At 69.1% G+C, this 11,814-nt stretch carries 11 protein-coding genes and 1 riboswitch; of the genes, 8 read left to right on the top strand and 3 right to left on the bottom strand.

Annotated elements, in window-relative coordinates:
- Window positions 1-2 precede the first annotated feature (2 nt).
- Window positions 3-111: riboswitch (TPP riboswitch) on the top strand.
- The 8 genes from thiO (at window position 102) to C1A30_RS22085 (ending at window position 7,484) form a co-directional block, all read left to right on the top strand.
- Window positions 102-1,133, top strand: coding sequence for a glycine oxidase ThiO (gene thiO / locus C1A30_RS22120; RefSeq protein WP_101952798.1), 1,032 nt, complete (start codon window positions 102-104; stop codon window positions 1,131-1,133). It overlaps the preceding riboswitch by 10 nt.
- Window positions 1,130-1,327, top strand: coding sequence for a sulfur carrier protein ThiS (thiS, locus tag C1A30_RS22115; protein WP_067805274.1), 198 nt, complete (start codon window positions 1,130-1,132; stop codon window positions 1,325-1,327). The genes thiO and thiS overlap by 4 nt, the downstream gene beginning before the upstream one ends.
- Complete coding sequence (locus C1A30_RS22110) at window positions 1,320-2,078, top strand: thiazole synthase (protein WP_101950539.1); 759 nt, start codon at window positions 1,320-1,322, stop codon at window positions 2,076-2,078. Before thiS ends, C1A30_RS22110 begins: the two co-directional genes overlap by 8 nt.
- Window positions 2,075-2,848, top strand: coding sequence for an SGNH/GDSL hydrolase family protein (locus tag C1A30_RS22105; protein ID WP_101950538.1), 774 nt, complete (start codon window positions 2,075-2,077; stop codon window positions 2,846-2,848). The genes C1A30_RS22110 and C1A30_RS22105 overlap by 4 nt, the downstream gene beginning before the upstream one ends.
- Before the next feature lie 11 nt (window positions 2,849-2,859).
- Window positions 2,860-3,768, top strand: a complete 909-nt coding sequence (locus C1A30_RS22100) for an ATP-binding cassette domain-containing protein (protein ID WP_101950537.1) — start codon at window positions 2,860-2,862, stop codon at window positions 3,766-3,768.
- Entirely contained in the window at window positions 3,765-4,517 is a 753-nt protein-coding gene (locus C1A30_RS22095) for an ABC transporter permease (RefSeq protein WP_101950536.1), read from the top strand. Before C1A30_RS22100 ends, C1A30_RS22095 begins: the two co-directional genes overlap by 4 nt.
- A 19-nt stretch (window positions 4,518-4,536) precedes the next feature.
- Window positions 4,537-6,039: a M28 family metallopeptidase gene (locus C1A30_RS22090; protein ID WP_101952797.1), complete on the top strand. Its 1,503-nt coding sequence runs from the start codon at window positions 4,537-4,539 to the stop codon at window positions 6,037-6,039.
- Window positions 6,036-7,484 (top strand): M28 family peptidase, encoded by a 1,449-nt coding sequence (locus C1A30_RS22085; protein WP_101950535.1) that lies wholly within the window; start codon window positions 6,036-6,038, stop codon window positions 7,482-7,484. Before C1A30_RS22090 ends, C1A30_RS22085 begins: the two co-directional genes overlap by 4 nt.
- On the opposite strand, the gene C1A30_RS22080 is transcribed toward C1A30_RS22085, so the two are convergent.
- The 3 genes from C1A30_RS22080 to C1A30_RS22070 all read right to left on the bottom strand — a co-directional run bounded on the left by C1A30_RS22080 (window position 7,438) and on the right by C1A30_RS22070 (window position 11,812).
- Entirely contained in the window at window positions 7,438-8,610 is a 1,173-nt protein-coding gene (locus tag C1A30_RS22080) for an SRPBCC family protein (protein WP_101950534.1), read from the bottom strand. The genes C1A30_RS22085 and C1A30_RS22080 overlap by 47 nt on opposite strands.
- A gap of 62 nt (window positions 8,611-8,672) precedes the next feature.
- Entirely contained in the window at window positions 8,673-10,838 is a 2,166-nt protein-coding gene (locus C1A30_RS22075; RefSeq protein WP_101950533.1) for a xanthine dehydrogenase family protein molybdopterin-binding subunit, read from the bottom strand.
- Complete coding sequence (locus tag C1A30_RS22070) at window positions 10,835-11,812, bottom strand: xanthine dehydrogenase family protein subunit M (protein ID WP_101950532.1); 978 nt, start codon at window positions 11,810-11,812, stop codon at window positions 10,835-10,837. The genes C1A30_RS22075 and C1A30_RS22070 overlap by 4 nt, the downstream gene beginning before the upstream one ends.
- Window positions 11,813-11,814: the final 2 nt, after the last annotated feature.

The following is an 11,814-nucleotide window of genomic DNA, read 5'->3' as shown; positions in this document are numbered from 1 at the left end:
TTGGCATCCGACACGGGAGTCCCTGGACCGAGGACTGAGAGTGGGCACGCCGCCCTTACCGTCACACCTGATCCGGGTCATGCCGGCGAAGGGAGGAGGAAATGCAGGACTCAATTACCGGCTCGCCGGCGCGATCACTTGCGGTCATCGGCGGCGGCGTCATCGGGCTGTCCGTCGCACGCCGCGCCGCGCTCGACGGGTGGGCCGTGCGGGTGCACCGCACCGACCAACGCGGCGCCTCGTGGGTGGCCGGTGGCATGCTCGCCCCGCACAGCGAAGGCTGGCCCGGCGAGGACCGCCTGCTGCAGGTGGGTCTGGCGTCGCTCGCACTGTGGAACGACGGGTTCCTCGACGGACTGCCCCCCGACGTGGTCACCGCCCGCGAATCGCTCGTGGTCGCCGTCGACCGCGCCGACGCCGCCGACCTGAAGACGGTCGGCGAGTGGCTGGCCGCACAGGGCCACCCCGTCACCCCGACATCGGCGGCACGTGACATCGAACCGCTTCTGGCGCAAGGCATTCGGCATGGCTTCGTCGCCGAAACCGAGCTCGCGGTCGACAACCGGGCCGTCGTGGCGGCGCTGGAGGCGCACTGTGAACGGCTCGGCGTGCAGTGGGCGCCCCCGGTGACGGCGCTGTCCGACGTGCGGGCCGACACGGTGGTGATCGCCAACGGCATCGACGCGCCGACGCTGTGGCCGGGGCTGCCGATCCGGCCGGTGAAGGGCGAAGTGCTGCGGTTGCGCTGGCGGCGCGGCTGTATGCCGGTGCCCCAGCGGGTGATCCGCGCCCGCGTGCACGGCCGCCAGGTGTACCTGGTGCCGCGCGCGGACGGCGTGGTGGTGGGCGCCACCCAGTACGAACACGGCAGGGACACCGCTCCCGCCGTGACCGGTGTGCGTGAGCTGCTCGACGACGCCTGCGCGGTGATGCCCGCGCTGGGCGAGTACGAGCTCGCCGAATGCGCCGCGGGACTGCGGCCGATGACGCCCGACGGGCTGCCGATCGTCGAACGGCTCGACGAGCGCACACTCGTGGCGGCCGGACACGGCCGCAACGGATTCCTACTAGCGCCGTGGACCGCCGAGCGGATCGCGGCCGAACTGAACGCCTCTGTGGGAGCAAGCAGATGAAGGTGACTGTCAACGACGAAGCGGTCGAGATCGACGAACAGACGACCGTCGCGGCACTGCTGGAAAGCCTCGGCTTTCCTGAGAAGGGCATCGCGGTCGCTGTCGACTGGTCGGTGCTGCCAAGATCGGAATGGGAGACCGCGCTGACCGACGGCGCGCGGGTGGAAGTGGTGACGGCGGTGCAAGGTGGCTGAATCTAAGCTGACGATCGCCGGGCGCGAGTTCGGCTCCCGGCTGATCATGGGCACCGGCGGTGCCTCGAACCTGGCGGTGCTGGAGGAAGCGCTGATCGCGTCGGGCACCGAACTGACGACCGTCGCTATGCGGCGCGTCGACGCCGAAAGCGGCACCGGCGTGCTCGATCTGCTGACCCGGCTCGGCATCACCCCGCTGCCCAACACCGCGGGCTGTCGCGGCGCCGCGGAGGCGGTGCTGACCGCGCAACTGGCGCGTGAGGCGCTCGGCATTGAGTGGGTGAAGCTGGAGGTCATCGCCGACGAGCGAACGCTGTTACCCGACGCCGTCGAATTGGTCAGGGCGGCAGAGCAATTGGTCGACGACGGGTTCACCGTGCTGCCTTACACCAACGACGATCCGGTGCTGGCACTCAGGCTGGAGGACACTGGGTGTGCGGCGGTGATGCCGCTGGGTTCGCCGATCGGCACCGGGTTGGGCATCGCCAACCCGCACAACATCGAGATGATCGTCGAGCGCGCGGGGGTCCCGGTGATCCTCGACGCGGGCATCGGCACCGCGAGCGACGCCACGCTTGCGATGGAATTGGGTTGCGACGCAGTCCTTTTGGCTACCGCGGTGACGCGCGCCGCCGATCCGCCCACCATGGCCGCCGCGATGGCCGCCGCCGTCACCGCCGGTCATCTGGCCCGCCAGGCCGGCCGCATCCCGAAAAGGTTCTGGGCGCAGGCTTCCAGCCCGTCGCTATGAGCCGCTACGTCGCGCTCGGCAGTTCGATGGCCGCCGGGCCAGGCATCCGGCCGACCGCGCCGGGCGCGCCGTTTCGGGCGGGCCGCTCGGCACGCAACTACCCGCATCTGGTCGCCGAACGCCTCGGCCTCGACCTGGTCGACGTCACGTACTCCGGTGCCACCACCGCCAACCTGCTGACCGAACCGCAGCACGGCACGCCGCCGCAGGCCGATGCACTCGACGGGTCAGAGGATCTGGTGACGGTCACCATCGGCGGCAACGACGTCGGCTACGTGCCGCTGCTGATGGCGGCGGGCCTGCCGCGGATGGTGCGCAGCATGCCCGTGCTCGGCGGCGTCGTTCGCGAGATGCTCGACCCGACGGCGCGGGACCGCGCGCTGGTCGAGGTGGCCGAATCGCTGAAGGAAGTGGGCCGCACTGTGCGGCAGCGCTCGCCGCGGGCGAAGGTGTTGTTCGTCGACTACCTGACGCTGCTGCCGCAGACGGGGGCGGCGCCGCCGCTGTCGGACGTCGACGTCGCCCTCGGCCGCCGGGTGGCCGACACGCTGGAGCGGCTCACCGGTGAGGCGGCCGCCGACACCGGCTGCGAATGGGTCAGGATCGCGCACGCCAGCCGCGAACACCACGCCTGGTCGGCCGAGCCGTGGACCACCAAACCCGGGTTGCCGCTTCCGATCAGGCCCGCACCGCTGCACCCCAACGCCACGGGCATGCGCGCCGTCGCCGACCTGATCGTCGGGATGGTGGGCCGCGCAGGCGGTCCGTAGTCTCGGAACAGATGATCGAGTTGACCGGCCTCACCAAGGTGTTCGGCACGACCCGGGCCGTCGACGACCTGACCTGCTCCGTCGAGCCGGGCGTGGTCACCGGGTTCCTCGGGCCCAACGGCGCAGGCAAGACCACGACGATGCGGCTGATCCTCGGCCTCGACCACCCCACGGCGGGCACCGCCACCATCGACGGCAAGCGCTACCGCGAGCTGCGCGACCCGCTGCGCACCGTCGGGGCGCTACTGGACGCACGGCAGGCCCATCCGAACCGGACCGCGCGCAACCATCTGCGCTGGATCGCGGCCACCAACCGGATTCCGGTCAAGCGGGTCGACGAGGTGCTCGACATGGTCGGGCTGATGTCGGTGGCCGGTCGGAACGCAGGCGCGCTGTCGCTGGGGATGAGTCAACGGCTCGGCATCGCGGGCGCGCTGCTGGGTGATCCGCCGGTGCTGCTGTTCGACGAGCCGGTCAACGGGCTCGACCCGGAAGGCATCCGCTGGGTCCGCACGCTGATGCGCACCCTGGCAGGCCAGGGCCGCACGGTGTTCGTGTCCAGCCACCTGTTGGCCGAGATGGCCAACACCGCAGACCGGCTGATCGTGATCGGCAAGGGCAAGCTGATCGCGTCGACGACGGTCGCGGAGTTCGTCGGCGCATCCGGCGCCGACACCGTGCGGGTGCGCAGCCCGCAACTGGAGACACTGCGGCGGGTGCTCACCGATGCCGGGCTCACCGCAGAGGCCGACCACGGCGCCGCGCTGCTGGTGCGGGGGGCGGCCATCGACGTGATCGGTGATCTGGCCGCGCGCAACGCAATCACGCTGCATGAGCTCAGCACCAAGCGGGCCTCGCTGGAGGAGGCGTACATGAAACTCACCGACGAGGCCACCGAGTACCGGACGGTCAACCAGTGACCGCTGTCCTCGCCGCCGAGCGGATCAAACTGACGACGACCAAATCTCTGCTGTGGACCGCGGCGGTGGTGGCGGTGCTGTCGATCGGTCTGGCCGCGTTGCAGGGCGCGACGTCGTACGGTGCGGCGGCGCTGCCGCCGGAGAGAGCGGTCACCGGTGTGGCCGTGTTCGGTGTGCCGGTGCTGATGGTCCTCGCGGCGATGACGGTGACCGCCGAATATCGCAGCGGCATGATCCGCACCACGTTCATGGCCACTCCCGACCGCACTCTGGTTGTGGCGGCGAAAGCCGTTGTTGCGCTTGTTTTTTCGGCAGTGTACGCCGCGTTGATGACGATCGTCGCGGTGGTGGTCGCGCACATGATGTCGCCGCCGCTGGTCGGTTCGCAGCTGTCGTTCATCGACCCTGGCACGTGGCGGCTGATCGGCGCCATCGCGCTGTACGCGGCGTTGACCGCGGTGCTCGGCGTCGGGGTCGGCGCGCTGCTGCGGCATTCGGCCGGTGCGGTCGCGGTGCTGCTGCTGTGGCCGCTGCTGATCGAACCGGTGCTGGGCAACCTGCCGAACATCGGTTCCGAGGTCGGGCCTTACCTGCCGTTTGCCAACATCTTCCGGTTCGTCGACGTGCAATGGCTCTTCCCGAGCTACTCGGTGCCGTGGGGTGAAATCGGCTCACTCGTGTACTTCGTCGTGGTCGTGGCGGCCGTCTACGTCGCCGCGATCGTCGTGGTGAACCGCCGCGATGCCTGAGGGCGCTAACGTGGTGCCGATGGTGCGTAAATACCTGGCGGTCGTGACGGCGGTGATCGCCGTCGCGGCGCTGGGCGGCTGCAGCCGTGAAATGCGCACGCAACAGGGGCAGCCCAGCACCACGGCGAGCACGCCGGCCACGCCGGCCTCCGAGTTCGCCGAGACACTGCGCAAGCAGGTGACCGCCGACGCGATGATGGGCCACTTGCGCAAGCTGCAGGAGATCGCCGACGCCAACAAGGGCAATCGCGCACTCGGCACGCCGGGCTACGACGCCAGCGTCGACTATGTGGCCTCCACCCTGCGGGACAAGGGCTTCGACGTGGCGACCCCGGAGTTCGAGGTGCGCATCCCGTTCGCCGACGAGCCGTCGCTGACCGTCGCGGGCGACAAGGTCACCGCCAGGCCACTCGAATACACCAAGGGCACCCCGGCGGAAGGGGTTTCGGGTCCGCTGGTGCCCGCCCGCGTCGACGACACTCCCGGCTGCACCGCATCGGACTACGACGGGCTGCCGGTCGCGGGCGCCGTGGTGCTGGTGGACCGCGGCAAGTGCCAGTTCGGGGTCAAGCAGGCGGTCGCCGCGGAGCGGGGCGCGGTGGCGCTGATCGTCGTCAACAACGAGGACGGCGATCAGATGGGCGGCACGCTCGGCGAGACGACCGACGTCAAGATCCCGGTCATCAGCGTCACCAAGGCCGCCGGTGAGCGGTTACGGAACACGCCGGGCCCCACCACCATCAAGCTCAACGCGGGCGTGCGGGTGGACCGGACCCGCAACGTCATCGCCCAGACCAAGACCGGCTCCACCGCCAACGTGGTGATGGTCGGCGCCCACCTCGACAGCGTCACGGCGGGCCCCGGTATCAACGACAACGGCTCCGGTGTCGCCGCGGTGCTGGAAACCGCGCTGCAACTGGGCAATTCGCCGAAGGTCGCCAATGCGGTGCGGTTCGGCTTCTTCGGCGCCGAGGAGGAGGGTCTGCTCGGCTCCAAGAACTACGTGCAGTCACTGAACGAGGACGCGCTGAAGGACATCGCGCTCTACCTCAACTTCGACATGCTCGGTTCCCCGAACCCCGGTTACTTCACCTACGACGGTGATCAGTCCGCCAAGCCGACCGAGGGTGCGCCGCGCGTGCCCGAGGGCTCGGCCGGTATCGAACGCACGCTGGTCGCGTTTCTGAAGGGCGCCGGAAAACCGCCCGAGGACACGTCATTCGACGGCCGCTCGGACTACGACGCCTTCACCCTTTCCGGAGTGCCTGCGGGCGGCATCTTCTCCGGCGCGGAGGAGAAGAAGTCGGTCGAGCAGGCCGAGCGGTGGGGCGGACAGGCCAACGAGCCGTTCGACCCGAACTACCACAAGGCTTCTGACACGTTGGAGCACATCGACCGGACGGCACTCGAGATCAACGGAGGCGGCGTGGCATACGCGGTGGGGTTGTATGCGCAGGATCAGAGCGGCCGCAACGGCGTGCCGATTCGGGAGGACCGCACGCGGCACGTCCTCGAATCATGAGGGCCGTCGCCGCGGTGATGGCCGTCGCGGTGACGGCGTTGGCGGCATGCTCGTCCACCGAGGCCCCAGTGGCCGCCGACGACCTGCCCCGCGAGATCGCCGGTAAGGTCACCGCCGACGACATGTATACGCACCTGCGCAAGCTGCAGGAGATCGCCGACGCCAACCGGGGTAACCGGGCGCAAGGCACGCCGGGCTACGACGCCACCGTCGACTATGTGGTGAAGGTGTTGAAAGACAACGGTTTCGACGTCTCGACACCGGAGTTCGATCGGCTTGACCGCACCGAGGGTGGCAATCCAACGCTGACGGTTTCCGGTCGCAGGTATCACGCCGACCAGGCGTCCCTGCTCGTCGGCACCCCGGCGGGCGGGCTGAACGCGATCACGTTGCGGCCGCAGAAGGCGCCGGGCTGCAGCGCCGCCGACTACGGAACAGTGTCGGTGAAAGGTGCGATCGCCGTCGTCGACGACACCGGTTGTTCGGTGGTCACCAAACAGGACGCGGCGGTGGCCAAGGGTGCCGTCGGGCTGCTGGTCGTCAGCGCACCGGCATCGACGGGCCCCGCGGGCCTGTTCACCCCGGGTTACTACCAGAAGCTGACCATTCCCGTCGGCGTCGTCGGGAGGGACGCCGACGCGGCGCTGCGGCGCACCAACGCACCGGTGCGACTGGTGTTGGACAGCAAGCCGGTGCTGGCCAAAGCGCGAAACGTGGTGGCGCAGACCAAGGCTGGCGACACGACGAACGTGGTGCTCGCGGGCGCCCGGCTGGACAGCAGCCCGCGCAGCCCCGGCATCAACGACGACGGGTCCGGGGTCGCCGCGCTGCTCTCGACGGCGTCCGCGATGGGCGCGGCGCCGAAGATCACGAACGCGGTGCGCTTCGTGTTCTGGGGCGCGGACGAGGAAGGGCCGACGAAATATGTTGGCGGGCTGAGCCGCGACGAACTCGACGACATCGCGTTGTATCTCGGGGTCGGCGCCATCGGCTCGCCGAACGCAGGCTACTTCACCTACGACGGCGACCAGTCGGGCACGCTAAACCCCGACATTCCACCGCAATCCGTCCCTGCAGGTTCGGCGGGGGTGGAGCGGATGTTGGCGGGTCATCTCAACCTCGGCGGGGTCCGGCCCGCCGACATGCCGCTGAGCAGGACCGCGGATTACGCCGCGTTCATGGCCGCGGGTATTCCGATCGGTGGGCTGAGCACGGGCTGGTCTCAACGGAAAAGCGAAGTGCAGGCCCGACTTTGGGGTGGTCAGGCCGGTGTGGCATTCGATCCCAACTGGCGCACCGCACGCGACACCGTCGACAACATCGACCGCGACGCGCTGTCGGTGATGGCTCAGGCGCTCGCGTACTCGATCGGCAGCTATGCGCAGCAGACCGATGGCGTCAACGGGGTTCCGCCGCGGGACCAGCGGCACCGGAGTACGCCCTAGCCACCCGGGTGACGAACTGGTAGACGCCGTCCTCGTCGGGCGCCAGCGGGCCAGGCCGTGCGTGCGGGGACGAGAGACCGCGCTGCACGGACTCGCAGGCCGCCCAGTCCTGGCGGTTGGTCAGATCCCAGAAGTCCACGGCGTAGGACGAGTCGAAATCGGGTTTGGCGGCAACGTCTTTCGGGAAGGCCCACGCGCATTCGACATGGGTGCGGTCGACGGCCAGCGGTGTCATCAGGTGCGTCATCACGTAATCGGGGTGCAGGCTCACCAGCAGGTTGGGGTAGCCGACGAGGTACATGACGGTCCGCAGTTCGTGTTCGGACAAGCCCTTGATCGCGACGCCGCCGCTCTTACCCGTCAACGACATGGTCTCGGCGCCTTCGACGATCGACATCCAGCCGCCCATCCATGACCCCGGTAGGTCGAGGTTCTCCCCACTGGTGGGCGGGCTGATCCGCGACAGCTCCGGGTGGATGGTCGAGCAGTGGTAGCACTCCTGGTAGTTCTCGGCGATCACTTTCCAGTTGGTGGCGAGTTCGTAGGAGTGCCTGGCGACGATGGTCAGGTCCTCGGGGTGGTAGGGGCTGACGACGTCGTCCAAACCGGCGACGTGCGTGGCGAAGTCGGCGTCGGCGCCGCTGCGGTCGACGAACAACCAGCCGTGCCAGTCGACCAACCGGAGTTCGGTGAGGCCGAATTCGCCGGGCTCGAAACCGTCGACGTCGCGGAACCCGGGCGCGTTGCGCAGCGTGCCGTCGAGGCGGTACGACCACGAGTGGTACGGGCAGACGATGGCGCGGCCCTTGGTGGTCGCGTTACAGGCGAGCAGTTCATGGCCGCGGTGCCTGCAGGTGTTGGCGAACGCGCGGACGACGTCGTCTTCGGCGCGCACCAGAAGCACCCCGTTGACCCCTGAGCCGACGGCCTTCTGCGCGCCGACGGCCGCGAGGTCGCACGCGTGCCCGACACAGGTCCAGCCGGAGAAGATGTTGTGCTGCTCCCACTCGAACACCGCCGGGTCGACGTAGGCCTCGCGGGGCAGCATCCGCGACTGGCCGAACGGTGCCAGCGCCGCGGCCAACGCGTCCGCGGGCACCGGCGCCGGCTCGCCCTGTTTGAACATACAGTCAGCCTAGCTGGGAAAGGCGGGCATCGTCCAGCCTCGCGGGAAAGCTCGCGGGGAGACTAGAGCAGCTTGTCCAGGGTGATCGGCAGGTCAGTGACACGCCTGCCCGTCGCGTTGAACACCGCGTTGGCGATCGCGGCAGGCACCCCGACGATGACGAGCTCGCCGAGGCCCTTGACCCCGAGCGGGTCGGCGAGCATGTCCTCGGCGGGCAGGTAGTCGGCGTCCAGCATTGGCACGTCGGCGTTGACCGGAACCAGATAGTCCGACATGTTCGCGTTGACGATGCGCCCGTCGCGGTAGTCCAGCTGCGTACCCTCCAGCAGCGCCATCCCGATGCCGCCGACCATCCCGCCGATTGCCTGGCTGTGCGCCAGCTTCGGGTTGATGATCCGGCCCGCGTCGTAACACGCGTAGATGCGCCGTATCCGCACCGTGCCCAGCGCCTCGTCGACGGCGACCTCGGCGAACACCGCGCCGTATGCCGACATCGAGTAGCGGGAATCCGCATCGTCCGGCGACCAGGTCTGCTGTGTGTCAAGGGTTTTCCAGCCGCGTCGCCGTAGCAGGTCCTGGTAGCTCTCGCCGCGGGTCTGCTCGCCGGCGTGGAACATCCGTCCGTCGGCGACCGAGACATCCGCGGGCCGCAGGCCGTTCAGCGGCGAGCCGGGGTCGACGACCGCGGTGCGCACGAACCGGTCGCGCAGCATGTTGGCAACCGTGAACACCGCCGACCCGACGCTCGCCATGGTGCGCGAACCCGAATGCGACGGCGCTGGCGGAAAATTGCTGTCGCCGAGCGCGAATCGCACCCGGCTCAGCGGCAACCCGAGCGCGTCCGCGGCCACCTGCGTCATCGACGTATAGGTGCCGGGGCCCATATCGCTTGTGCCGCATTCGATTTCTGCTCCGCCGTCGGCGTTGATCCTGGCCACGGCCGCACATTCGCTGCGCGCGGTGTGGTACACCGCCGCGGCCACTCCGATGCCGATCAACTGGCTGCCGTCGCGCACCGATCGCGGCGTGGGGTTGCGGCGCGACCAGCCGAACGTGTCCGCGCTGCGTCGCAGACAGTCGGTGACCCGTCGAGTGGAGAACGGCAGGTTCTCCGAAAGATCCCGGTCGGGCTCGTTGCGCAGCCGCAACTCGATCGGGTCCATCCTCAACCGGTGGGCCAGGTCGTCCATCGCCGACTCCAGCGCGAAGGCGCCGGTGGTGGCGCCGGGGCCGCGCATGAACGTCCCCGGATTGATGTCCAACGGCACCACCCGATACGTCGAGCGCATATTGGGTGAGCCGTACATGAACCTGGCGCCCGTCATCGCGTTGTCCTCGTACGCGTTGTACCGCGACGTCTCGGTGTGCGCCTCGTGCACGATGGCGGTGATCCGGCCGGTCCTGTCGGCGCCGATGGCCATCCGCTGACGGCTGGTCGGCCGATAGCCGATGCCGCTGTAGTACTGCTTGCGGGTCAGCATCAACTTCACCGGCCGCCGCATCTGCCTGGCCGCGAACGCCGCCAGCAGTTGATGCGGCCAGGTGGTGCCCGCACTGCCGAAGGCACCGCCGACGAACGGGGAGATCACCCGCACATGATCGGTCGGCACACCGAACGCGTCCGCGTAGGTGCTCTGCGCCCCGCTGATGCTCTGCACCTTGTCCCACACCGTGAGTCGATCACCGTCCCAACTGGCCACGGTCGCCGGGATCTCCATCGGATTGTGGTTGTTGCGCATGATCGAATAACGCAGATCGCTGACCACCGCCGCGCCGCGCAGCACATTGTCGGCGTCGCCGCGCGCATAGTCGCGTGTCCTGGTGCCCGGCTTCTGTTCTGCCTGCGGCGCATCGATGTTCGTCAGCTGCGGGCCTGGCCGGTACTTCACGTCGACCAGCGACGCGCCGTGCATGGCCGCCTCGAGCGTCTTTGCCACCACGATCGCGACAGGCTGGCCGAAGCAGGACACCTGACGGATGTCGTAGGGCAGCTTGACCCCGCCGAAATCGGTGAGCACGCGCAGCACATCGGTGTCGCGCACCGCGGCGGCGGGGTCGATGCGGTCCACACTGCCGCGTGCGACGGTGCTGCACACCAGCGCCGCGTATACCAGGTTCGGCGCCGGGTGGTCGGCGGCGTAGGACGCCTTGCCGGTGACCTTGAGCCTGCCGTCCACCCGGGTCACCGGTTGCCCCGAGACCAGGGCGGCGGGCAGTGGCCGCGTCACGGCAGCGCCGCCACTGTCGCCAACTGACGCGCGACCGTCCGTTTCACCAATTCCACCTTGAACCCATTCTCCGACAAGGGTTTAGCGCCATCGGCGGCATGCGAAGCCGCGTCGCGCCACAGGTCGGGACTCGGCGCACGCCCGACCAGTGCCCGCTCGACCGCAGGCAACCGCCACGGCACCGTCCCGACGCCTCCGACCGCGACGCGCGCCGCGCGGACCCTGCCGGAGCCGATGTCGAGGCCGACCGCCGCCGACGCCAGCGCGAATTCGAACGACTCGCGGTCGCGCACCTTCAGATAGCCCGACCGCTTGGCCTCGGGAACCACGGGCACCTCGACGCCGGTGATCAGCGCACCCGCGCCCATGTTGTGTTCCTGATCCGGTGTGCGACCTGGCATCCGGAAGAACTCGGCGACGGGAATTCGCTTCTCCCCGTTGTTGTCCCGGGTGATCACCGCGGCGTCGAGCGCGGTCAGCGCGACCGCGAGATCAGACGGATGGGTGGCGACGCATGCGTCGCTGGTGCCGAGGATGGCGTGGGTGCGGTTGCGGCCGTCGATCGCCGCACAGCCAGCTCCCGGCGTTCGCCGGTTACACGCGGCCGTGACGTCGCGGAAGTACAGGCACCGCGGACGCTGCATCAGGTTGCCGCCGATCGACGCCATATTGCGGATCTGCGCGGATGCAGACAACTCCAGCGCCTGCACGATGACCGGGAACTGCTGGCGCACACCGGGATGGGCGGCCAACTCCGACATCCGGACCAGCGAGCCGACGCGCAACGTGGCGGGCTGCAAGTCGATGTCGCGGTAGGGCAGCGCGTTGATGTCGACGACGGCGTCTGGACGCTCGACGGTCTCGCGCATCAAGTCGATCAGTGTGGTGCCGCCCGCGATGTAGCGGGCGCCGCGCCCGGCCGCCGCCAACGCGGCCGACTCGTCGGAGGCCTTGGTGAAGCTGAACGGGAACACGG

Origin of the sequence: Mycobacterium sp. 3519A (assembly GCF_900240945.1) — a bacterium.
Lineage (GTDB): Bacteria > Actinomycetota > Actinomycetes > Mycobacteriales > Mycobacteriaceae > Mycobacterium.
The sequence above is the reverse complement of the archived record's forward strand: the minus strand, read 5'-3'. Positions and strand labels throughout refer to the sequence as shown.

What these genes read in the sequence shown, in the direction of transcription:
- thiO (WP_101952798.1), top strand. Translation starts at nt 102, where the DNA reads ATGCAGGACTCAATTACCGGCTCGCCGGCGCGATCACTTGCGGTCATC.
- thiS (WP_067805274.1), top strand. Translation starts at nt 1,130, where the DNA reads ATGAAGGTGACTGTCAACGACGAAGCGGTCGAGATCGACGAACAGACG.
- C1A30_RS22105 (WP_101950538.1), top strand. Translation starts at nt 2,075, where the DNA reads ATGAGCCGCTACGTCGCGCTCGGCAGTTCGATGGCCGCCGGGCCAGGC.
- C1A30_RS22100 (WP_101950537.1), top strand. Translation starts at nt 2,860, where the DNA reads ATGATCGAGTTGACCGGCCTCACCAAGGTGTTCGGCACGACCCGGGCC.
- C1A30_RS22090 (WP_101952797.1), top strand. Translation starts at nt 4,537, where the DNA reads ATGGTGCGTAAATACCTGGCGGTCGTGACGGCGGTGATCGCCGTCGCG.
- C1A30_RS22085 (WP_101950535.1), top strand. Translation starts at nt 6,036, where the DNA reads ATGAGGGCCGTCGCCGCGGTGATGGCCGTCGCGGTGACGGCGTTGGCG.
- C1A30_RS22080 (WP_101950534.1), bottom strand. Translation starts at nt 8,610, where the DNA reads ATGTTCAAACAGGGCGAGCCGGCGCCGGTGCCCGCGGACGCGTTGGCC.